At 64.6% G+C, this 21,438-nt stretch carries 21 protein-coding genes and 2 pseudogenes; 11 read left to right on the top strand and 12 right to left on the bottom strand.

All coding sequences use genetic code 11. From position 1 onward, the window contains the following. Nucleotides 1-4: 4 nt before the first annotated feature. The 7 genes from H7K34_RS12675 to H7K34_RS12645 form a co-directional block, all read right to left on the bottom strand. On the bottom strand, nt 5-1,192 hold the full coding sequence (locus H7K34_RS12675; protein WP_264062254.1) for an acyl-CoA dehydrogenase family protein: 1,188 nt from the start codon (nt 1,190-1,192) through the stop codon (nt 5-7). Beyond that, nucleotides 1,176-2,174 (bottom strand): acyl-CoA dehydrogenase family protein, encoded by a 999-nt coding sequence (locus H7K34_RS12670; RefSeq protein ID WP_264062253.1) that lies wholly within the window; start codon nt 2,172-2,174, stop codon nt 1,176-1,178. Before H7K34_RS12670 ends, H7K34_RS12675 begins: the two co-directional genes overlap by 17 nt. Nucleotides 2,175-2,301: 127 nt before the next feature. Further along, nucleotides 2,302-2,958, bottom strand: coding sequence for a nitroreductase family protein (locus H7K34_RS12665; RefSeq protein WP_264062252.1), 657 nt, complete (start codon nt 2,956-2,958; stop codon nt 2,302-2,304). 59 nt (nt 2,959-3,017) lie between these two features. Next, complete coding sequence (locus H7K34_RS12660; protein ID WP_264062251.1) at nt 3,018-4,403, bottom strand: acyl-CoA reductase; 1,386 nt, start codon at nt 4,401-4,403, stop codon at nt 3,018-3,020. Further along, the gene (locus tag H7K34_RS12655) at nt 4,400-5,746 is read right to left on the bottom strand and encodes a hypothetical protein (protein WP_264062250.1); all 1,347 of its coding nucleotides are present in this window, start codon (nt 5,744-5,746) and stop codon (nt 4,400-4,402) included. Before H7K34_RS12655 ends, H7K34_RS12660 begins: the two co-directional genes overlap by 4 nt. A gap of 94 nt (nt 5,747-5,840) precedes the next feature. Continuing rightward, nucleotides 5,841-6,578, bottom strand: a complete 738-nt coding sequence (locus H7K34_RS12650; protein WP_264062249.1) for an alpha/beta fold hydrolase — start codon at nt 6,576-6,578, stop codon at nt 5,841-5,843. 7 nt (nt 6,579-6,585) lie between these two features. After that, entirely contained in the window at nt 6,586-7,218 is a 633-nt protein-coding gene (locus H7K34_RS12645; protein ID WP_264062248.1) for a TetR/AcrR family transcriptional regulator, read from the bottom strand. A 60-nt stretch (nt 7,219-7,278) separates the two neighbouring features. On the opposite strand from H7K34_RS12645, the gene H7K34_RS12640 reads away from it, so the two are divergent. The 7 genes from H7K34_RS12640 (at nt 7,279) to H7K34_RS12610 (ending at nt 13,871) form a co-directional block, all read left to right on the top strand. After that, complete coding sequence (locus H7K34_RS12640; protein WP_264062247.1) at nt 7,279-8,703, top strand: aldehyde dehydrogenase family protein; 1,425 nt, start codon at nt 7,279-7,281, stop codon at nt 8,701-8,703. A 30-nt stretch (nt 8,704-8,733) separates the two neighbouring features. Continuing rightward, nucleotides 8,734-9,126, top strand: coding sequence for a carboxymuconolactone decarboxylase family protein (locus H7K34_RS12635; RefSeq protein ID WP_264062246.1), 393 nt, complete (start codon nt 8,734-8,736; stop codon nt 9,124-9,126). A gap of 5 nt (nt 9,127-9,131) precedes the next feature. Beyond that, a complete protein-coding gene (locus H7K34_RS12630; protein WP_264062245.1) occupies nt 9,132-10,040 on the top strand; it encodes an NAD(P)-dependent oxidoreductase in 909 nt (302 codons plus the stop codon). 282 nt (nt 10,041-10,322) lie between these two features. Beyond that, nucleotides 10,323-11,414, top strand: a complete 1,092-nt coding sequence (locus H7K34_RS12625; RefSeq protein WP_264062244.1) for an amidohydrolase family protein — start codon at nt 10,323-10,325, stop codon at nt 11,412-11,414. A gap of 29 nt (nt 11,415-11,443) precedes the next feature. Next, nucleotides 11,444-12,589 carry an amidohydrolase family protein gene (locus H7K34_RS12620; RefSeq protein ID WP_264062243.1) on the top strand — a complete coding sequence of 382 codons (1,146 nt, stop codon included), beginning with the start codon at nt 11,444-11,446 and terminating at the stop codon, nt 12,587-12,589. A 1-nt stretch (nt 12,590) separates the two neighbouring features. Then, the gene (locus tag H7K34_RS12615) at nt 12,591-12,989 is read left to right on the top strand and encodes a Rieske (2Fe-2S) protein (RefSeq protein WP_108925785.1); all 399 of its coding nucleotides are present in this window, start codon (nt 12,591-12,593) and stop codon (nt 12,987-12,989) included. A 15-nt stretch (nt 12,990-13,004) separates the two neighbouring features. Further along, a complete protein-coding gene (locus H7K34_RS12610; RefSeq protein WP_264062241.1) occupies nt 13,005-13,871 on the top strand; it encodes an alpha/beta fold hydrolase in 867 nt (288 codons plus the stop codon). 5 nt (nt 13,872-13,876) lie between these two features. Here H7K34_RS12610 and H7K34_RS12605 read toward each other — a convergent pair whose 3' ends face one another. Continuing rightward, a complete protein-coding gene (locus H7K34_RS12605; RefSeq protein WP_264062240.1) occupies nt 13,877-14,350 on the bottom strand; it encodes a hypothetical protein in 474 nt (157 codons plus the stop codon). 36 nt (nt 14,351-14,386) lie between these two features. On the opposite strand from H7K34_RS12605, the pseudogene H7K34_RS12600 reads away from it, so the two are divergent. Both H7K34_RS12600 and H7K34_RS12595 read left to right on the top strand, forming a co-directional pair. After that, nucleotides 14,387-15,693: pseudogene (locus H7K34_RS12600) on the top strand (NADH-ubiquinone oxidoreductase-F iron-sulfur binding region domain-containing protein). Beyond that, the gene (locus H7K34_RS12595) at nt 15,690-15,986 is read left to right on the top strand and encodes a ferredoxin (protein ID WP_264062239.1); all 297 of its coding nucleotides are present in this window, start codon (nt 15,690-15,692) and stop codon (nt 15,984-15,986) included. The pseudogene H7K34_RS12600 and the gene H7K34_RS12595 overlap by 4 nt, the downstream one beginning before the upstream one ends. Nucleotides 15,987-16,026: 40 nt before the next feature. Here the strand turns inward: H7K34_RS12595 and H7K34_RS12590 are convergent, their stop codons facing one another. Beyond that, nucleotides 16,027-16,899 carry an alpha/beta fold hydrolase gene (locus tag H7K34_RS12590; protein ID WP_264062238.1) on the bottom strand — a complete coding sequence of 291 codons (873 nt, stop codon included), beginning with the start codon at nt 16,897-16,899 and terminating at the stop codon, nt 16,027-16,029. A gap of 149 nt (nt 16,900-17,048) precedes the next feature. Between H7K34_RS12590 and H7K34_RS12585 the strand changes: the two genes are divergently transcribed. Beyond that, entirely contained in the window at nt 17,049-18,224 is a 1,176-nt protein-coding gene (locus tag H7K34_RS12585; RefSeq protein WP_264062237.1) for an acyl-CoA dehydrogenase family protein, read from the top strand. Here the strand turns inward: H7K34_RS12585 and H7K34_RS12580 are convergent. The 3 genes and pseudogenes from H7K34_RS12580 to H7K34_RS12570 all read right to left on the bottom strand — a co-directional run bounded on the left by H7K34_RS12580 (nt 18,225) and on the right by H7K34_RS12570 (nt 20,871). Continuing rightward, nucleotides 18,225-19,180 (bottom strand): annotated as a pseudogene (locus H7K34_RS12580) (LLM class F420-dependent oxidoreductase). Nucleotides 19,181-19,192: 12 nt separating this feature from the next. Further along, a complete protein-coding gene (locus H7K34_RS12575) occupies nt 19,193-19,936 on the bottom strand; it encodes a hypothetical protein (protein WP_264062236.1) in 744 nt (247 codons plus the stop codon). Nucleotides 19,937-19,947: 11 nt separating this feature from the next. After that, complete coding sequence (locus H7K34_RS12570; RefSeq protein WP_264062235.1) at nt 19,948-20,871, bottom strand: NAD-dependent epimerase/dehydratase family protein; 924 nt, start codon at nt 20,869-20,871, stop codon at nt 19,948-19,950. Between the two features lie 182 nt (nt 20,872-21,053). Here H7K34_RS12570 and H7K34_RS12565 point away from each other — a divergent pair, with 182 nt between their 5' ends. After that, nucleotides 21,054-21,374 (top strand): hypothetical protein, encoded by a 321-nt coding sequence (locus H7K34_RS12565; RefSeq protein WP_264062234.1) that lies wholly within the window; start codon nt 21,054-21,056, stop codon nt 21,372-21,374. The last annotated feature ends 64 nt before the right edge of the window (nt 21,375-21,438 follow it).

Raw genomic sequence — 21,438 nt, 5'->3', positions numbered from 1 at the left:
GACCTCAGCCGCGCGGCAAACCGAGTACGCGCTGGGCGATGATGTTGCGCTGGATTTCCGACGTTCCGCCGGCGATGGTGCCGGAAAAGCTTCGGGCATAACGCTCGAACCAGCTGGCGAAGTAGTGGTCGAGGTTCATGTGCGCGTACGGCCCGGTCAGACCGGGGTGCACGAGCCCGTCAGATCCCGCGGACGTCAGCGCAAGATCCATGCCACGCAACTCGGCCTCGGACCCGAGCAGCTTGAGCACCGAGATCGCGGCCACGTCGTCTTCGCCGCGCGACGCGCGGGCCAAAGCCACCGAACCCAGCAGGCGCAGCGCCTGCTTGTCCATGATCGTGGACGCGTACTGGTCGCGCTCGACCTCGCTGCTGGGGTGGAAGTCGTCGATCATGTTGTCGAGTCGATCGGCGAAACCCAACCACATCATCGTGCGTTCATGCCCCAACGATCCGTTGGCCACCCGCCAGCCCTGGTCGATCTCGCCGACCAGATTCTCCGCCGGCACCCGCACATCGGTGAAGAACACCTCGTTGAAGTCCAGATCGTCGACGCCACAGATCGAGGGGAAAGGCCGGCGCACCAGACCCGGGGTGTCGGTAGGGACGATCAGGACGCTGATCCCCTTGTGCTTCGGCGCATCTGGATTCGTCCGGACGAACGTCAACAAGACGTCGGCATCGTGGGCGCCCGAGGTCCACACCTTCTGCCCGTTGACCACGAAGCAGTCGCCTTCTGAATCAGACGTGCGCACCGCGCGAGTGCGCAATGACGCGAGATCGGAACCGGCGCTGGGTTCGCTCATCCCGAGTGACGCGGTGATCTCGGCCCGCAGGATCGGCACCGCCCAGCGCCGCTTCTGCTCGTCGGTGCCGAACGACAACAGCGAGGCGCCAACGATATTCACACCCTGCGGGTTGAAGCTGTGGTAGATCCGGCGGCGGCTGAGCTCCTCCAAGTACACGAACTGCTGAATGACCGTCGCATTGCGTCCACCGAATTCCGGTGGCTGGCTGGGCAGCAGCCAGCCGTTGTCGAACAGCAGCCGCTGCCAGTCGCGCGCCCACTGCGGCATGTGCGAGACCGACCGCGGACGCTCGAGCGTTTCGCTTGCGGGAGGCAGATTCTCGTCGAGAAACGCCGAGAACTCGGCCCGGAACTCCTCGGCGTCGGAATCAAAAGTCAGCTGCACGGTATTCCTCCGCGATCCGCGCCCGGTGCTCGGCGGCGCCGCCAAGCAACAGTTCGCCCGCTTTGGCCCGTTTCAGCGCGAACTGCAGGTCGTTCTCCCACGTGAAGCCCATCGCGCCGTGCAGCTGTAGGCCGTGCCGGAATACCAGCGACTGGCACTCTCCTGCCGACGCTTTGGCCATCGCGGCCGCCAGCCGGCGACGGGGATCGTCGGTGGCGATCGTCAACGCGGCGAAGTAGGCCAGTGCGCGAGCGCGTTCCACCGCGACGTGCATGTCGGCGGCCTTGTGCTGCACGGCCTGGAAGGAACCGATCGGCACACCGAATTGCTGGCGGCTGCGGACGTGTTCGAGCACCAGGTCGAGGATGCGTTGGCAGGCACCGACCATCGTGATGGCCATTCCGGTCAGCGCAAAATGATGTGCGCGCTCCGCGTCGACGGTCAGCCGCTCGCTGTCGGGCACCCGGACTTCGACGAACGACAAGTCGGCGACATGCAATACCGGGTCGAACACCGACGCGCGCCGGGCCGACACCTGACTGGACGCGACGAGGAACACCCCGGCGTCGGTCACCACGGCGAGCCGGTCCGCGCGATCACCGTCCAAAACGTGGCGCGCCGTTCCATCCAGCACCCAGCCCTGCGCGTCGCGGTGCGCAGCGACCCCGCTGTACACCGCGGTACCCGACTGGTGTGGATCGAACCGGTCGCCCGCAAGCGGTGCGAATTGGCTCAGCGTCGCCAGGAACGGCGTGGGATCGGTTGCGCGGCCGAGCTCTTCGAGCACGATGGCCAGCTCCACAGCGCTGTCCGAATCGTTCAGCTCGGTCCAGCCCTGATCGACATACGATTTCCACAGCGGGCTCGGGTCTACGCCATCCTCGGCCACGCTTCGCACCAGCGAGGGCGGGCACTGCTTTGCGACGGCGTCCCGCACCGTGTCCTGCCACAGTCGCTGATCAGCATCGAACTCCAACAGCATCGGGGCCGCCTCCTGTCGTCACCGCCCTCGCGAGAATACCATTCTCCCTTCCGGAAGTGATAATCTCGAATTCGGCGTATGACGTATCGATACGGGTTGACGGTGACGTGCCGGCCTTGTTCGCCACTCAGCCCGCGGGAGCTGCAAAAAGACCGCTGGCGGACTCGTCCCAGTGGTCCAGATTGACGAACTCGGCAAGCGGGCGGCGACGAAGCGGACCGTGCTTACCCTCCGGCCACCCGATGACGATGTGGCCCGCAATCAACCAGCCCTCGGGCACCCCGATGGCTTCCCGCAGCAGCTGCTCGCCACCATAGGAGGCCCAGCTGGTCATGCAAGCCCCGAGGCCCTGGGCACGAGCGGCCAGCAGGAAGTTCTGCATGGCCGGAAATATCGAACCGCCGAGCAGCAGTTCGGATGCCGTCGGATAGTGCTGCTGCGCGAACAGGACCGAGGTGAATTCCCCAGCCCGGTCGTGCAATTCGTAGGTTGCCCGGTAAGTACGGGCACGCCGGGTGTTGTCGTGAGCCGCGGGCCGCGCCATTCCGTAGACCGGCTCGATCACTTCCAGGGCGTGAGCAGCGGCCTTGGCCACGACCGCCCGCTGTTCCGGCGAGCGCAACACGACGAAGCGCCAGCCTTGCGCGTTGGCGCCCGACGGAGCCCACCTAGCGGCTTCCAGACACTGCGCCAGCGTGAAGTCGTCGACCGGTGCGTCGGTGAAGCGCCGGATCGTCCGGGCCGTCGACATCACTTCCCAGACGTCGGTGCTCGCTCCCGTCATGGTCACTCCCTTTCGGTGGGGCCATCAGATGCAACCTAGCGCGCGCAGGGTAGCGCCCATCACTGGGTGATGTCGTCGTCACCCATCCAGTGGACGAATCGCTGCAGCGGATACATCGCGTCGTGTGAGCTTCCCAGCACATGTGCGTTCGCGGTTCCCAAGCGGCACAATCGTTGCGCCCCTTGGCTGGCCAAGCGGTCGCGTAATTGTGCCTTGCGCTTGTCCGGATAGACCCCGATGGTTTGAGTCGCGACGTTGACGTGGCAGACGGCGTCGTCGAGCGATTCCACCAACACGACGTTGGAGGTCTTGTGGCTGGGCGCAAACTCGACCGGCCGGTCCGACAGGATCACCAAGCCGCGGCCGTCGAAGCCGCCCCACACTTTGAGATCGCCCATCGCTTCGGCCACCTGGATCTCTTCGCGCACCTCCGCCGGCAGCGCCGGGCCGACGGCCGAGGCGAAATCGCGATCCACATTCAGCCGCTCCGCGAGTGCGACGCAGAGCGATTCGACTTGGGGCCGTTGACCTTCCACGAAGGCGTAGCGGCTGGCCAGGCAGGCCTCCTGGTTGAACACGGTGGTGTCGGCGGCCAACCGATCAGCGACGTCGGCGATGATCTGCCGCGACTCGAAAACTTCACGGCCGATCATCGAGATCGATGATTTCGGGTCGAACGAGATCAGCTGAATGCCGGGCCCGAGATACTGGATCACGTTGTTGATCGCATCGCCGCCACCCCAGGCGACGATCTTGTCGAAGTACTGCGGGCGATACAAGGTGCGCTCGATCACCGTGTCCCCACCTGGCCAGTACACCGCCGACATTGACTGCACCACTGGATGTTTCGAGTCGATCTCGGCCATGGTGCGCAGCACCGCTACCGTGGTGAACGGGTCACTCGAGGGCATCTTGAACAGATTGACCGCCTTGACCAATGCCCCCTGCGCGATCGATGACACACATCCCGACGGGGCATTGCCCGCCAGCATGTGCACCATGCGCGGCGGGAAGGCCCGAACCGCCCCCTTGTTGCCGTTTCCGTCCACCCGCTCGACCCAGCCGTCGAGCGCTTCGCGGTTGGCGAAGTTCGAATCGACGATGCTCTCCAGCAGCTGCCTGTTCAAGAAGTACGGGGCCTGGCGGTACAGGTTCTCCATCACGCGCCGGGGCAAGGGATTGGTGGCCGCGATCAACTCCAGGCATTCCTGCAGGTGCGGGTTGCGATCCAGCTGTAGGCGTTCGCCGGTCTCGACCAGGAAGTCGATGATCTCGGCCAGCTTCACCTCGAGCAGCGGCGGCAGCTGCGAGCGCGGCAGCACGAGTGCATCGAGATCGATTGACGGAGTGACGAAGTCAGCACCGAGATCGCGTGACCGATAACGTACGGCGTCCCCTTCGACCAACACGCCCTGCACGAAATGAGGCGCCGGCAAGGCGGTCATGCGACACCCCGCACATAGGCATCGATGCTGCCGGCGCAGGTGATCTTGTCGCCACCCGGCAGGTCTGCGTACCGCGTGATGTCACGACCCACGGTCGGCCCCTGGTGCCCGCATGGACATTTCGCGTAACTGACACTGACCCGGTCCCCGCTGATCACCCCACCCCAGCGGCCTTCGATCGACGCATCGAAAAAGGCGGCCCGAGCTTCGATCTCGCCATCACCGGGATCCACCAAGTTCTCACCCGCGGTATCCAGTGGCAACAGCATCACCCAGGGCGAGACGTGATATCGCTCGGCACGACACAACGGGAACACCGTGTTGAGCTCGCGCATGCTGTACGCGTGGAAAAGCCGCTCTTCGGCGACGTTGAACGTCTCCAGCACGTACTCGCGGTAATCGTCCGGTAGCGCAGAGCCTTTGAGTCCACCGGCGACCATCATCACGTTGTCGGGGTTGAAGTCGTCGCCGCGGTGACCCTTCGCGCGAATTCCTTCGGCGATCTGGTAGAGAGTGGCGAACATTCCGGCGCCCAGCAGGGGCAGGTCGCGAGCCTCGATCACGGCGTCGATCGCCTTGCGGGCCGAGGTGTCCATGTCCGCGGCGCGCTGGGTGGCGATGCGTTCGAATTCCGCGACCTCGCTGGGGCGCGCGGTGCCGTCGGCGAGCTTGCGCCGCAGCGTGATGATGTCCACCATGGACCCGACCGTGATCGGTTCACCGTCGCCGAACTGGTAGGGCGGGTATCGCGACGAGAAGCAGTCGACCATGGCTTGGCGGATCGCGTCCTCGCGCGGAGCGGCGAATTGTGGCCCCAGACCAAGGAATTTGCGATCCTCGCCGCGCGTCAGGCCCGTCGCCCACAGCAGCGCCTCAATGTTGATGCGTGCCGACAGTTCGATGTCGCCCTCGGTACAGGACAGCATGGCCGGCTTGCCGGTGGTGCCGCTGGAACAGGACAAATAGTGGCCGACCGTCTCCAGCTGCTTGATCCAGTCGTCGAGAGTCTGCACGCCGGCAGTGTCCAGACCGTCCCCCGCGCGGGTGGATACGGTGGCCAGCCACTTGCCCATCCGGTCCCACTGCCCCTCGTTGAGCCAAGCTTGCGCGTAGGTCTTGTGAGTGGTGTGCGCGAAAAGCAGTGGCACCAGATCGTTGGGCCGCTTGATCTCCCGGACACCACCCGATTCGGCGCGGTTGGCTAACAGCGGAATGCACTCGGCCTGCTGCTGCAGCCGCTCGTCGGCAGCTTTCAGTTGCACCGGCAGCAGGTCGGCGGGCGCGATATCGAAACAGTCCTTCGCCGCAATCAGCCCGACCAGCCGTTGGGTCGCAGATGTCATCAGTGACTCCTCTCTGACCTCAGCGTCATTAAGTACACGTAACTGTATATTAATGCCGCCGGGCGGTCGAGACGCTGGCCATGCCGAACGTGACTTAGCTGTGCGACCGGCAGCGGTCGGCCAAGGTGGTGGCCAGCCATCCTGGGCGAGAGAACATCACGTCATGGCAGGCATCGACACAGATCATCGTGTCGACGCCGCCGAGGGATCCGATCGCGCCGAGCTGTTGGCGCGGCGACAGTGCTCGATCGGCCAGCGTCATGATCCACGTCCGCGGCACCTCGCCGGGCAAGTCGCTGCGGTCGGCCGGTTCGAAAATAACGTTCGGCGATTCCAGGCACAGTCGCGACATCGTCAGCGCGCGTTGCTCGCGGGTCATGCCATTGCAGAAGGCGAAACGTGCTATGGCCCTTGGCATTGGAAACGACCTACGAATCCGGCCCGCCGATCGCGCCAACGGGACCAGGGGTCCACGCAGCGTCTGGACCACCGATGACCCCTGCGGCGGCACGAACGCCGCCAACAGGATCATCTCGCGTACTCGCGCGGCCCCTAGCTTCGCCACGATGCCCGGTACGGTCAGTCCGCCCATCGAATGCCCCACGATCACAACATCGCGGAGGCCGGCGTCGTCGATATCGGCGACCGCGGAGTTCACCCAGTCGGTGACGGTGACGGTCGTCAGATCCGCCGGCCTGCTGCCACGGCCGGGCAAATCGACCGCGAGGACCGGCAATTCTGGCTCCTGCCGGGATAATTCGGCAATCGTAAGATCCCAGCAATCGGCGGCATGCGCTCCGCCGTGCACCAGTACCAACCCAGGCCGCGCCATCACAAGCTCAATCGCGCCGCGCGATGCCGCGCAGGAAAAGGTCCACGGCGTGTTGCAAGTGGCGCTCCTCCTCCTCCGGACTGCGGTAAATACCGCTGTCCGCCAACCGCGCGGGCAAGTGTTCGACCGCGGCGATGAAATGGCCCGCGGCCAACTCGAGATCGTCCACCTCGATGACTCCGGCGTCCTGGTGGTGGCGAAGCAAATCCATCACCTGTCGGTGGCGCGGCGACCAAGTCATCGAGTGCGCGCTGACCGCGAATTCGGGAAACCGTGCCGACTCGTTCATCGCGATCCGTTTCAAACGCACGATGTCAGGATCGATCGCCCGCGCAAGACCGGCCCGACCGACGGTGACCAGGGCGGCACGCAGGTCGCCGCCATCGATTTCTGGTGCGGCTTCGCGTTCGGTCCTGCGAGTGAGCGCCCAGGGAATCACATCAAGGAAAACCGCACGTTTGTCGGGATAGCGCGCATAGAGCGTGCGCCGCGTGATGCCGGCCGCTTTGGCGATCGCGTCCATGCTGGTGCCGTCGTAGCCGTGCTTGACGAACGTCGCGACGGCCGCAGTGCGCAACTTTTGTTGCAGCTTTTTGGATTCGGCCTGAGTCGGCCGCCCACGCCGGGTCGTCGTGACCATGGAAATATACATTAACGTGTAGATAACCGTTGGCACGACGAATCAAGTCAAGGGGTCACCGTGACCATCACACAGTCCTTCATCGACGGCGCATCGGTGGCCTCGGCTGACGTGTACGACAACATCGACCCGGCCACCGGCCGATCGCTCGGGGCGGTGGCACGCGGCGGTGGTGACGAGGTCGATCGCGCCGTCCGGGCCGCCGCGGCGGCATCCAAACGATGGCGGGCCACATCGCCGGAGCAGCGAGCCACGCTGTTGACGCGGATCGCCGATCTGATCGAAGAACACCGCGACCGGTTAGCTCGAATCGAAAGCGAAGATACCGGAAAGCCGCTGACCCAGGCGGCCGCCGATGCGACGGTCGCCGCGCGCTATTTCCGCTTTTACGGCCACGCGATCGACTCCTACTATGGCCAAACCATCCCGCTGACAACGGATCTGCACGTTTACACCCGACGGGAGCCGTTCGGAGTAACCGGGCATATTGTCGCCTGGAACTACCCGATGCAGCTACTGGCCCGGGCCGTAGCCCCCGCGATCGCGGTGGGTAACTGCTCGGTGGCCAAGCCTGCCGACGAAACACCGCGCACCACAGTTGAATTAGCGCGGCTCGCGATCGAAGGGGGCTTGCCAGCTGGCGTATTCAACGTGGTGACCGGCATCGGCGCCGAGGCCGGCGCCCAATTGGCGGCGCACCCCGATGTCGACCACGTAGGCTTCGTCGGATCCACCCAGATCGGCTCGTTGATCGCCCACGCGGCCGCCGACCGGGTCGCGCCCACCACCCTGGAGTTGGGTGGTAAATCGCCGCAGATCGTGTTCCCCGACGCGCAGTTGGAGCGCGCCGCGGAATCGGTCGCGAAGGCGATCCTGCAGAACGCCGGTCAAACCTGCTCGGCCGGATCGCGGCTGCTGGTGCATGACTCCGTTCACGACACATTGGTCGAAATGGTTTGCCATCGGCTGCAGTTGGCGACGATCGGGCCGGGGCTCGACGACCCCGATCTGGGGCCGCTGGTATCCCGCAAGCAACAGCAGCGGGTGGCATCGATGGTCGCCGGCAACGTCAAGGGCGAAATACTGTGCGGCGGTGCACCACCGCAGGACCCGAAACTGGCCGACGGTGCCTATTTCGCACCCACGGTGATCACCGACGTCGATCCCGCGGAGACCATCGCCCAAGAAGAGATCTTCGGCCCGGTGCTGACCGTGAACAGATTCGTCGACGAGGACGAGGCGATCAGCTTGGCCAACGGGACACCTTACGGGCTGCTCGGCGCGGTGTGGACGAACGACCTTTCCCGCGCACATCGGCTCGCCGCGGAGATCCGGGCGGGTCAGGTCTACGTCAATACCTACGGCGCCGGCGGCGGAGTGGAATTGCCGTTTGGAGGTTTCAAGAAATCCGGGTACGGCCGGGAGAAGGGCTATGAGGCCCTGGACATGTTCACCGCCACCAAGACCGTAGTCGTGCGCCTCTAACGCGCAGACCTCAGACACAAAGGAGAAGCCTTGGATCGCGAAATATACCAGCGGGGACTAGAGATCCGCTCTGCTGTGCTGGGGGAGGCATACGTCAACCGGGCACTGGCCGACGCCGACGACTTCACCAAGCCACTGCAGGATCTCGTTACCGAGTACTGCTGGGGCGGGGTGTGGGGCCGAGAAGGGTTGCCCCGCAAGACACACAGCATGCTCAACTTAGCGATGATCCCGATCCTCAACCGGCCGAATGAATTACGCACGCATATCAAGGGGGCGCTGACCAACGGCGTCAGTCGCGAAGAGATCTGCGAGATCTTTCTACAAGTGGCCATTTATGCCGGTGTCCCGGCCGCTGTCGACAGCTTCCGGATCGCGCGTGAGGTGTTCGCCGAATTGGACCAGACCGCGGACGAGGGCTAGTAGCCGTGACCGAAATCGGGTTCATCGGGTTGGTAAACATGGGCTTTCCCATAGCATCCCACCTTATCAGCGAAGGAAATAATGTCATCGCCTTCGACATGAGCAGCACGGCAATCGAGCGCATCGTCTCGCTCGGCGGGCACGCCGCGTCGTCGGCCAAAGAGGTCGCCGATCGCACGGAAACGGTGCTGGCCAGTCTTCCGTCGCCGGCGGTGTCACTCGAGGTCGCCACCGGGGCCGCGGGCGTGATCGGCGGCTCGCGGGTCAAGCGCTATGTCGACTTGTCAACCGTCGGCAGCCGAACGGCCGCGCAGATCCATGACCTGCTGTCGCAACGAGGCATCGCCGCGCTCGACAGCCCAGTCAGCGGCGGTGTCGGAGGGGCCGAAAAGGGCGCGCTCGCCGTCATGGTTTCCGGCCCGCGCAACGAATTCGACGTCATACGACCGGTACTCGAGGCGATCGGCCGCCCGTTCTACATCGGCGAGAAGCCCGGGTCGGCGCAAACGATGAAGCTCGCCAACAACATCCTCGCGGCCAACGTCTTGGCCGCGACATCAGAAGTCGTCGTGATGGGCGTCAAGGCCGGTCTCGACCCGGCCGTGATGGTCGAAGTTCTCAATGCGGGCTCGGGCGCAACGAGCGCCAGTCGGGACAAGTTTCCGCGCGCGATATTGCCTCGCACTTTCGACTACGGCTTTGCCACCGGGTTGATGGTCAAAGATGTCCGGCTCTATCTCGACGAGGCCAAAGCGCTCGGCGTGCCGGTCGACGTCGCCGAGACGATCGGCCGGCTCTGGGAGACCGCCGCACTCGACGAAGGCGCCGACGCGGATTTCACGACCGTCATCAAGCCGTTCGAAAAGGCGGCCGGTGTCACCGTCGACGGCCGGGGCCCGAATCAACCGGCGTGACATTGATCGGCGACTCTGTAACGCCTACGCGGTGAGCCCGGCCGCGGCGAGGCAATCGCGCCACTACGGCAGCCACCCTCCAACAAGCGTGGAGAATGGTATTATCCGGATTGAAGAACGACGATTGCTCTGATGATGGCAATACCAGCGATTACCAGGGAATATCGTTAACCGAGACGCTTACCGGAAATCCATTGATCGACAGCCGACAAGAATGTTAGATTATCTATCTTATGATCGGGCCTGGCTCACCTCGGCTACCGGAAACGAAGGGTGGCTGCCGTGATCGAACACGCTGACGGGACCAGCACGCCACTCATCGACGCGAGCGTGCATATCTTCTTCCCATCCAACAAAGCGCTCCGGCAGACCCTGCGCGAGCCGTTCAAGAGCCGCGGGTTCCCCGACTACGAGATGGACTGGTATGGCGCACCGGGTGGCGAGTACGCGCCCAACACCGAGGGCCCTAATCGCCAGTACCCCGGCTCGGATCCGGAATTCGTTGGCAATGAGCTGTTTTCGAAGCGCGGAGTCGACATTGCGGTGCTGCATCCGGCGGCCCGGGGCATCATGCCGGACCGGCACCTGGGTAGCGCGCTGCACGCCGCGCACAACGAGATGATGGTGTCGAACTGGCTGGAATCTGCTCAGTACGGTGACCGGTTCCGCGGCACCATCCGGGTGAATCCCGACGACATCACCGGAGCGCTGCGCGAGATCGAGAAATGGCGTAACCATCCGCGCGTGGTTCAGATCGGCGTCCCGCTGCAATCCCGCGAGGTCTACGGCAAACCGCAGTTCTGGCCCCTGTGGGAGGCCGCGGCCGACGCCGGCCTTCCGGTGGCCGCGCACATCGAAGTCGGCTCAGGCATCGCCTTTCCGCCGACGCCCAACGGCAACACCCGGACCTACGAGCAGTACGTCAGCTTCATGGCGCTGAATTACCTGTACCACCTGATGAACCTGATCGCCGAGGGAGTGTTCGAACGCTTCGACGGCCTCAAGTTCGTCTGGGGCGATGGCGCCGCGGACTTCATCACGCCCTTCATGTGGCGGATGGACACGTTCGGCCGGCCACACCTCGAGCAAACGCCCTGGGCGCCGCGGATCCCCAGCGACTACCTGCCCGGTCACGTGTATTTCGTGCAGGGCAGCCTCGACGGTCCCGGCGACACCGAGTTCGCCGGCGAATGGTTCGGCTTCACCGGCAAGGACGACATGGTGATGTTCGGCTCGAGTTACCCACACTGGCAGTGCGGTGATGTCTTGAAGCTGCCCAGCGCCCTGTGCGCCGAACAGCGCGAAAAGCTGTGCTGGCGCAACGCGGCGCAGCTCTACGGCATAGACATCCCTGCCGGGGTGGGCGCACAGTAGATGTAACGCGGCAGACTGAGGAGACCCAGATGACGTTGACCCATTCGCAGGAGCGGGTTCCCGCTACCGAGCGTATCTCCGTCCGATGCGTCGATTCGGATGTCCACCCGGCACCCAAGCGCGGCGAGCTCGTCCCGTACATCCCCGAGCCCTGGCGCAGTAAGTATTTCCTCACCCGCACTGTCGGTGAACAGATCTACTACGACGCCCCCGACTACGCGCACTCCTATGCGATGCGCGTGGACGCCTTCCCCGCCGATGGCGAATTCCCTTGCAGCGACCCGGACATGGCGTTTCGCCAGCTGATCATGGAGGCCGGCTCCGACATCGCGATCCTGGAACCGGCCGCCTACCCGGCGCGTCTGCCCGAAGCGCAGCACGCGATGTCGGCCGCCTTGAACGAATGGCAGGCCAATCACTGGCTGGACAGTCACAACAACTGGCACGAGCGCTGGCGCGGTTCGATTTGTGCCGCCATCGAGGAGCCGGAAGAGTCCGGGCGCGAGATCGAAAAATGGGCCGGGCACCCATTCATGGCTCAGATTCTGATCAAGGCCGAGCCGCGGCCGTCCTGGGGCCACCCGAAATACGACCCGATCTGGGCGGCCGCCACCAAGCACGACATCACCGTGAGCTGCCACCTGTCGCGCAGCCAGTTCGACGAGCTACCGATCCCGCCGGTCGGATTCCCCAGCTATAACCACGACTTCATGGTGACCTACTCGCTGCTCGCCGCGAACCAGGTGATGAGCCTGATCTTCGACGGCGTCTTCGACCGGTTCCCCACGCTGCGGATCGTCTTCGTCGAGCACGCGTTCAGCTGGATCCTGCCGCTGATGTGGCGGATGGACGCGATCTACCAGGCACGCAAGTCCTGGGTCGACATCAAGCGCAAGCCGTCCGACTACGTCAAGGACCACATCAAGTTCACCACCCAGCCGCTGGACTATCCCGAAGACAAGACCGAGCTGACCCGCGCGCTGGAATGGATGGAGTGCGAGAAGATCCTGCTGTTCTCGTCGGACTACCCGCACTGGACATTCGATGACCCGCGCTGGTTGGTCAAGCACCTGCCCAAGCACGCCCGCGACGCGGTGATGTACAAAAACGGCATCGCCACCTATCACCTGCCCGAGACCGTCCCGCTGCTCGAGGGTCAGACCCGGGTGCTCTGAGTTGACGGAAGAAACCAAACGGCCCGAGCCACGCCTCGCCCAGGGCCGCGAGCACATTGTCGCCACCGTAGATGAGATTCCGCCGGGCACACACAAGTTGGTGCCGATCGGACGCCACGGCGTGGGTGTGTACAACGTCAACGGCGCCTTCTACGCGATCGCGAATTACTGCCCCCACCAAGGCGGACCGCTGTGTTCGGGACGCGCCCGGGGACGCACGATCGTCGACGAGACGGCGCCGGGTGACGCGGTGATGGTGCGCGATCTGGAATACATCTACTGCCCCTGGCACCAATGGGGTTTCGAGCTGGCGACCGGCACCACAGCGGTCAAGCCGGAGTGGAGCATCCGCACCTATCCGGTGCGTGTCGTCGGCGACGACGTTCTGGTTCAGGCCTAACTACAGGAGAATCGCGTGCCTTCAATTGAGATCAACGGGGGAAATGTCGTCTACGAAATCCTCGGGGATGCAGGCGATCTCATTGCCCTGACGCCGGGCGGACGGTTCAGTAAGGAAATCGAAGGCCTACGTCCGCTCGCGGAGGCACTTGCCGCGGGCGGCTATCGGGTGCTGCTATGGGACCGGCCCAATTGCGGAGCATCCGATGTGCAGTTCTACGGGCAGAGCGAATCGCACATGCGCGCCGAGACGCTGCACGAGCTGGTGACGGGGCTCGGGTTCGAACGCTGCATCCTCGCCGGGGGATCTGGCGGCGCAAGGGATTCCATGTTGACCACGATGCTCTACCCCGAGATGGTCACCAAGCTCGTGGTGTGGAACATCGTCGGCGGCATTTACGGCAGCTTTGTGCTCGGTTCCTTCTACATCATCCCCAGCATTCTCGCGGTGCGAGGCACCGGAATGGACGGCGTGGTCGGAGTGCAGGAATGGCGCGACCGGATCGCGGAGAACCCGAAAAACAAGCAACGGTTCCTCGACTTCGAATCCGCCGACTTCCTCAAGATCATGCTGCGCTGGCTCAACGCCTTCGTATCCAAGCCGGGGCAGACGATCCCCGGTGTCGAGGACGAAATGTTCGATCGGATCAAGGTTCCCACGTTGATCATTCGCGGCGGCGAGAACGACATGGATCACCCCAAGCGGACGTCGTTGGAAGTCAGCTGCCTGATCAAGGGATCAAAACTGATCGACCCGCCGTGGCCCGAGGACGCCTGGGAGCGTGCATCCGAGGACCGCGCGGCGGGCCGGGTGAAGCACTTCAACATGTTCGACACCTGGGTGCAGGCGGCGCCCTCGATTCTTGAGTTCCTGGACTCGTAATGGCGCTACACGGTGCGAATGTGGACCTCACAGTTGAGCGACGCTTCCAGCGCCGTATGGACTCGGCTTTCCGGAATGCGTTCGAGGTCGGACTCCCGCAGCGTCACATGAACGATGTCGAACCCGTCGTCGCCGGGTGTGCGCACGATGTCACCGGTGAGGCCGAAGGCGGACAACACGCCGTGCGCGTCGTCGTCGGTTCCCCTGCTGACAAACGTGATCACACCAGGAACCGGCGCAGCGCCGAACACTTTGGTGCACAACCCGATTGCGGCCTCTGTGGCCGTGTCGCTGTCGTCGGCGGCGATGAGCAGCTCGATTTCACGACGGCTGACCGGCATGGACGCGAGGTCGTTGCAGACCACGTCGGCTTCGGCCTTAGCCGCGAACTCCAGGAGTGCTGCCATGCCGTCACGTAGTTGCGCGGGCGTGAGCACGCCTTCCGGGTCGACGTTGACACGGACCACCGCAGTTCGCATGTGCGCAAGCCTAACTAAGACGATGGCAGGCCAGCTTTGAACACCACCCAGACCACGACCATCACCACCGCCACCTATCCCGGGTGCACGCCGCGGCTGCTGAGTCAGCAAGCCGGTCGCGAAGACCTGGCTGCATATCTACAGCTCGGCGGCTACCGCCCGCTCCCCGACACCGATGCGTTGCTGAGTGAAGTCGAAGCCAGCGGACTCGTCGACCGCGGCGGCGCGGCGTTTCCGCTTGCGGTGAAGTTGCGCACGGTGCGCGACAACGGGCGCTTGATATCCGACAGCGGCGGCCCCGTCCTCATCGCGAATGGCGAAGAGGGAGAGCCGGCTTCGATCAAGGACCGCTGGCTGCTGCGCAACCGCCCCCACCTGGTGCTAGACGGATTGCGGTTGGCCGCGGCGATCGTGGCAGCTGACCGCGCCTACGTGTATGTATCCGACCCGGAGTCGGCACACAGCGTCGAAACCGCGCTCGGCGAGCTCGATCCCGAAACCCAACGCGTCGCGGTCCACCTGCTGACTGTCCAGCCGGGATATGTGGCCGGCGAGGAGACTGCCGCAGTTCGGGTGATCAACGGCGGCCCGGCCAAGCCGACGGACAAACCGCCACGCCCGTTCGAAGCGGGCGTGGCGGTTGACCAACGTTGGTGAGCAATGTCGAGACGCTGGCCAATCTGCCCTACTTACAGTGCAACGGCTCGGCGGCGTTCCGATCACAAGGCACGGCGCTGTCGACGGGCACCTTTTTGGCCACCATCACCGGGGGCGGTAAGCCGCCGGTTCTTTACGAGCTCCCCCACGGCCTGGCATTCACCGAATTGCTTGCATTGCACGGTATTTCTCCTGAGCAGGTGCGGGGCGCGTTGATGGGCGGGTACTTCGCGGGCTTACTCAACCGCACCGTACTGGAGGCCACCCTGGACCACGAGACGATGCGACGCCTCGGCAGCGGCCTGGGCTGCGGCGCGGTCTCGGTGATCACCGACGATTGTCCGGTCGCGGTCGCGGCATCGGTGCTGGCCTACTTCGACCTTGAAAATGCCGGGCAATGTGGATCGTGCTTCAACGGGACGGCGGCGATGGCCGCCGCCGCTGGAGCCCTACGCGACGGCGTCGCGACGAACGAAGATGTCGACCGATTGCGCCGCTGGTCGGTGCTGCTACGTGGACGTGGCGCCTGCGCGACGCTGGATGCCGCCACCAATGTGGCCGCCAGCCTGCTCGATCAGTTTCCCGCCGAAGTCGTCGCGCATCTCGACGGCACCTGCCCGGACTGCAGCGGTGGCACCTTCCGCGCCGACCGGCCCTACGAGGCGGAAGCGATGAGCCAAGCATGAAAATCCGCCTGGACCGCACCATTTGCGACGGCTTCGGCATCTGCGCCAAGCACGCGCCCGGATACTTCTCACTGGACGACTGGGGATACGCGGCTCTGATCGGTGACGGCACCGTGGCCGAAGCGGATCACGACGACGTCATGCGCGCGCTGTTCGACTGCCCGGTGCACGCGATTACCGAGATCGGTGACCGCAGAACCCGTGCCCCCCAGCCACCTCTTGCCGACGCGGACGACCCGGCCGAACATCTCAAAACCGAAGAGAACGAAGCCGAATGGGGATTCACCCGCTGAGCTCAGCTGCCCGGGTAGCCACGCCGCGTTCCAGGTCTTGTCACCCGCATAGCGATTCGATGATGTCCCGGTAGTACAGCTGGGCGAGGAAGTGTCCGCCGGCTTTCCGGTAGAGCGTCGCGTGCGGTATCCGGCGGGCAAGTTCGTCGGGCCAGGACCGGTCCAGGAGTTGGTCGTCTGTCCCCGCCCAAATACCCACCGGCACTTGGATATCCTCGGGCGCGAAGCCCCAGGGGCGCATCATAGCGCGGTACTCTTCGACAACGCCTTGGGGTTGGCGCATTGCCTCACGTGACATCTGCGCAAACGTCGTGAAACCATCGGCGCCCAGTACCGCAGCGTCGGCAGTTCCGAGTTCACGTGCGGCAAGCCAGCCGTAGAGCCGCGGAGCGCTTACGGCGGCCAGGCCCATCACGCGGAAGCACAATCGCGCCAACCATGGTGTGCGGCAAGACATGCGGATGTAGCCGCGATCGATGGCCGGAAGATCATCGATCGCGCCTGATTCGGTCAGTGGTATCGCGCCCGCAATGATCGCACTTCGGGTTACCCGCTGCGGTAGCGCGTGACTTACTGCCGCGGCGTACTGCCCGCCAAGAGACCAGCCCATCACGGCAAATCGATTCACGTCGAGTCTGTCGAGCAATTCGGTGACGTCACGCGCCCAGTCCAGAATGGTTCGGCCCGGTTGCGGGTCCGACCGGCCGACGCCTGGTCGGTCGGGGGAAATAACGCGAACTTTGCACACCTTGGCGACCGGTGCGGCGGCAGCCACGTCGAGACGACAGGCCAATCCGCCGTGCGCGTAGAGCACCGGGAAACCGCTCGGGTCGCCGTATTGGGCGTAACTCAGCTGCCGCCCATCCCGCAACCGGACAACCTGATATCCCCGATTGGCGACATACTCGGACACTCATCCACCTTCACGTTGATGGCCACGCTTCGACGGCTCCGTATAGATCGTGCCCCCTCGCAGGTGATAACGTAATTCTCTGATTTGTATAACGTCCCTACCGAATGGGTTTTCCCGTTGAGTTGTCCCGGCTCTGATTCGTAGCGTTCATGCAACTGACCTTTGACGCCGAGGTGGAAGCCTTCCGCGCGGAGTTCGTCGCCTTTCTCGACGAACATCTGCCGACGCAAGCGCAGGCCGCCCAACGACCTACCTCGACCTCACACGTGCCCGAATGGTCGCGCCGCTGGCAGCGGCTCCAGTTCGAGCACGGCTGGCTGCTGCCCGGAAACCGACCCGAATTCGGCGGCCGCAACGCCGATATCGTTCAGCAGTTCGTGCATCGCGAGGAGCTGTCGCGCCGCCGGATCTATCATTGCTTCAATCCCCAGGGCGTCGGCATCATCGCGGCATCGCTGCTGTCCTTCGGCAACGACGAGCAGAAGCAGAACTGGGCGGTGCCGATTCTGCGCGCCGATATGACCGCGTCATTGGGGATGAGCGAACCGGGAGCCGGTTCCGACCTGGCGGGGCTTTCGACAAAGGCAGAGTTGATCGGCGATCACTTCGTGGTCAACGGGCAGAAGGTCTGGACCTCGGGCGCCCACGACGCCGATGTCATCCTGACCTTCGTCCGCACCGACCCAAACGCGCCGAGGCACAAGGGAATCAGTGCGCTGCTGATTCCCACCGACGCTCCCGGGGTGGTGTGTCGTCCCTTCGCCTCGGTCTACGACCGCGACGATCTTGACTTCAACGAAGTGTTCTTCAACGACGTCCGGGTACCCGCGGAAAACCTTGTCGGACCACTGCACGGCGGCTGGCAGGTCGCGAACGGCTCGCTGGGTCACGAACGCACCCTGATGTGGCTGGCCTTCGCGAACCGGCTCGAGCAGCTTCTCGAGGACTACCGTCCGGCGGACGAGGTGAACGCGGACCACTACGCCACCATCGCGATGGACTACTACGCACTGCGGCTGCTCGGCTCGAGAGCGCTGGGTCGCGCGGCCCGCGGTGAGGTAGACGTGGCGGGCTTGTCCGTGCTGAAAGTCTTAGGTTCGGAGGCAGAACAGAGCGCACTGCGGCACGCGCTGGACGCGGCCGGCATCGATGGGTTGCGCGACAACGCGATCACCGCGCCGTACAACCCCCGCGCCCCAGGCCTTTTCACCGCCAGCTGGTTCAGCCGCTACATCAGCAGTTACGCGGGCACCATCGCGGGCGGCACCTCGGAGATTCAGCGCAATATCATCGCCCAGCGGGTGCTGGGTCTGCCATCGCGTTGATTACAGGGCGGGACACGCCGCCGAAAGAAACTCCTGGGTCCGGCAACGCGATTCGGTTCGCTGGGTTGCGTCCTTGCCCAACGGCACAATTCGCGCCGCCAGGTCGGTGACACCCGCGTCGCGATAGCGGCGCAGCCGATTGAGGATGGCCGACTCGTCGCCTGCCGCCATCGTGTCACCGACGTCCCGAGCCTCGCCGTGTTCCAGCAGTCGCACATAGTTCGGCGAGAAATCGGCGTGCCCCAGTACGTCGCTCGCGTAGCCGCGGGCATCGTCCGCCTGCCTGTCAGGGCACAGTGCGACGGGCACACCGGCCACGATCCGCGGCGTGGGCCGCCCAGCCCCGGTGGCAGCCGCGGTGATACGGGGTACGACGTGGTCGCTGATCGCCCGCTCGTCCGCCATCCACAGCAGCGTGCCGTCGGCTTGTTCGCCTGCGAGTCTCAGCATCGTCGGACCAATGCGGACAACAGAATCCGAACCTCGTAGCAGTCAGTGACATCCACCGGCGAGTGGACGGAGAAGCTGCCGTTGTCGACGTCGACCGTCCCCGGTCCGGCGAACGACGCGTCGAGCACCTCGAGGTAATCGCGCATCAGGCGCACCGGGTGCTCGTAGTCCAATCCGAGCTGACCGTTGACGATCCAATGATGCGACGGCCCGATCCCGAGCGTGAACCGCCCACCGCAACTGATCTGGGTTGTCAACGCTTGCTGCGCCATGATCATCGGGTGACGGGTCTGAATCGGGACAACTGCCGTGCCGATTTCGAAGCGATCGGTTGCCTGCCCGGTCAGTGTGACAGCCGTCATCGCATCGAGGTAGCCCGGCACCTGGGGCATCCAAAACGAGGTGAACCCGCCGCTTTCGGCCGCGGCGGCACCGGCGATCAGCCCGGCCAGCCGGTCGGCACGCGGGCGCTCCTTGTCGGAGCCAACCATCAGGCCGATGCGCATCTGGCCCACTGCTTACGGAACATATCGATCCCATTCATAGGGAACCACCGCGAAAAATGGCGCGGCAAACAAGGGTTCGATGGCCCACTGCGCCCAACGCGCCGCCAGTACCGGCCGCAGGCGCTCCGCGGTGGCGACCGGGTCGGCATCGAGAAAGCAATACGTGATCGACTGATCCCCTTGGGCGCTAGCTAAATTGGCGTCCACCTGGCGCGATAATGCGGACCAGACACCGGCGACACCCTCGACTTCGACCAACGCTTCGACCGGTGCCGCACCCCGCTCGACCAAGATAACGGCGCCTCGTACTGGCAGCCAGGGAAGCACGTCCGATCCGACCTTGACCCGCGGCGCGGCCACACGGCTTGCGACCTCGTACACCCCGCGCTCCACCGGTGGCAGCAAGGAGAGTTTGCGGCCGGCAGTTCCGAGCGCCGTTGACAGTTGGTTGAAATCACCAAGTCCGTCCACGTCGGTGAAGAAGTACGTCATCACGTGGTCGACCGCGTCCAGCGGCCCGTCGCCGACCGCGCGGACGGCGCGGCATGCCGGGGTGGACACCAGCCGCAACGAAGCACGCACCGCGGCCAGCCGGTGTTGCTCAGGACGGTGGTCCAGCGTGTGCCAGCGCAGGTAGTCGGCGTCCGTTCCGGCGGGATGACGAGTCGCCATGGAGACGAACAGCGTGGTGATCGCTCCACGCCCGGCGGCGAGGATCTCGGTGACCTCGTCCGATGGCGTGCCGGGCAGCTGCATCGCGTACGTCCTTAGGTCTTTGTTGAATCATGCTGGGGCAGTGAAATTTCCGGGTGGCGGGCCGCGACCATGCGCCGGAAGCCGTCGCGCCAGGGCACCTTCGTACGGCCAAGCACCTCGTGCATGTGGGTGACGTCTGGCCACAGCGGCGTGTGCGCCTCGGCGGAGTATTCGAAGATCGGCTCGACACCGACCAGCTCACCCATGAACGTGCAGTAATCCTCGACGCTGACCGTCTCGCTGCCGGCCCAGTTCACCACGACGGGCGGTACCGCGGCGACTTCCATGGCACGGATGCCGTGGTCCACATAGTCGTCTTCGTAGATCGGGTTGTAGTTGTTCGGCTTGTCGGGATGCAGCCGAATTGGCTTGCCCGCCAGCATCGCATCGAGACGGTCCGCGGGTGCGCCGCCCTGCGGACCATACGTCGAACAGATCCGGATGATGGTGAGCGGAATCCGGTACCGCCGGGCGATCCAGGTGCATACCGCCTCCGCGGCAACCTTGGACATGCTGTAGTTCGCCCGCAGTGGCACCCCGGGTGGGTCACCCTCGGCCAGCGGCCGCCGGCCCTGGTAGGCGTAGATAGATCCGGTGGAGCAGAAGACGAAACCCTTGGCGGCGCGGCAGTGGTAAAGCAATTCGCCGGAGGACTGCGCATTGGTTTCGATGCACCGGTTCCAGTCACCCGAGCCGGGGTCCACGGCCGCATGGAAGACGTAGCTGAAATCGTCGGGCAGACCGGAGAAGTCGCCGGTGCCGATGTCCAGTGCGACGGGTTTGACGCCGGCTTCGGCCAGCTTTTCCCGGGCCGCGCGGTCTTTCAGGCGGGCGGCGCCCCATACCTCGTTTCCCGAGGCGGCCAGGGTGCGCGCGATGGGGAACGCGATCTTGCCCGTCGCCCCGGTGATCAGGATCTTCTCGGCGTCGAGCAACAAGCCCTCCCAATGTGAAGTACTTGATATTTTGTTCGGAGCATAACGCTCGGCGATCGGAAATCGCACGGCTGGGCGGGCCTCGATGTTGCGCCGCCCGCCGATGTCGTTTACCTGGTCGTGGCGGTATCAACGGAATAAGCTGAAGAATCGAGGTCGGGACGGCCAATGAGAGGCCCATCATGAGGTGGTTTGTTCGTCGTTCGGCTGCCGCAATCGCGGTCGTCTTCGTGGCGATGGCAGTTGCGGTGATCGCGACGCCGGGTATCAGCGCAGCGCAGTGCGACCCCAACATGTCGTGGAATCAAGCGACCGGCGAGTGCAAACGGCCAACCGCACCTCCGTTGTGGTACACGGCTCCGCCGGCATATGCGCCGTCGTTCGCCGGGCAGGACGTGCCACCGCCTCCCCCGCAACCCTGGTGGTCACCGAACGCCCCAATGTGGAGTGTCGGCTTTCACCAATGGGGCGCCTATTTCGACGGCGCCTGGGTGCCGTACTGACGGCAGGCGCCCCACCTGAGCCGGGTACACGGCACCAGCACGGCCAACGCGCCTGGATCGCGCC

Source organism: Mycobacterium montefiorense (assembly GCF_025823255.1).
In the GTDB taxonomy this organism is placed as follows: domain Bacteria; phylum Actinomycetota; class Actinomycetes; order Mycobacteriales; family Mycobacteriaceae; genus Mycobacterium; species Mycobacterium montefiorense.
The sequence above is the reverse complement of the archived record's forward strand: the minus strand, read 5'-3'. Positions and strand labels throughout refer to the sequence as shown.

What these genes read in the sequence shown, in the direction of transcription:
- H7K34_RS12620 (WP_264062243.1), top strand. Translation starts at nt 11,444, where the DNA reads ATGACGTTGACCCATTCGCAGGAGCGGGTTCCCGCTACCGAGCGTATC.
- H7K34_RS12645 (WP_264062248.1), bottom strand. Translation starts at nt 7,218, where the DNA reads ATGGTCACGACGACCCGGCGTGGGCGGCCGACTCAGGCCGAATCCAAA.
- H7K34_RS12565 (WP_264062234.1), top strand. Translation starts at nt 21,054, where the DNA reads ATGAGGTGGTTTGTTCGTCGTTCGGCTGCCGCAATCGCGGTCGTCTTC.
- H7K34_RS12585 (WP_264062237.1), top strand. Translation starts at nt 17,049, where the DNA reads ATGCAACTGACCTTTGACGCCGAGGTGGAAGCCTTCCGCGCGGAGTTC.
- H7K34_RS12665 (WP_264062252.1), bottom strand. Translation starts at nt 2,958, where the DNA reads ATGACGGGAGCGAGCACCGACGTCTGGGAAGTGATGTCGACGGCCCGG.
- H7K34_RS12660 (WP_264062251.1), bottom strand. Translation starts at nt 4,403, where the DNA reads ATGACCGCCTTGCCGGCGCCTCATTTCGTGCAGGGCGTGTTGGTCGAA.
- H7K34_RS12595 (WP_264062239.1), top strand. Translation starts at nt 15,690, where the DNA reads ATGAAAATCCGCCTGGACCGCACCATTTGCGACGGCTTCGGCATCTGC.
- H7K34_RS12655 (WP_264062250.1), bottom strand. Translation starts at nt 5,746, where the DNA reads ATGACATCTGCGACCCAACGGCTGGTCGGGCTGATTGCGGCGAAGGAC.
- H7K34_RS12605 (WP_264062240.1), bottom strand. Translation starts at nt 14,350, where the DNA reads ATGCGAACTGCGGTGGTCCGTGTCAACGTCGACCCGGAAGGCGTGCTC.
- H7K34_RS12575 (WP_264062236.1), bottom strand. Translation starts at nt 19,936, where the DNA reads ATGCAGCTGCCCGGCACGCCATCGGACGAGGTCACCGAGATCCTCGCC.
- H7K34_RS12670 (WP_264062253.1), bottom strand. Translation starts at nt 2,174, where the DNA reads ATGCTGTTGGAGTTCGATGCTGATCAGCGACTGTGGCAGGACACGGTG.
- H7K34_RS12650 (WP_264062249.1), bottom strand. Translation starts at nt 6,578, where the DNA reads ATGGCGCGGCCTGGGTTGGTACTGGTGCACGGCGGAGCGCATGCCGCC.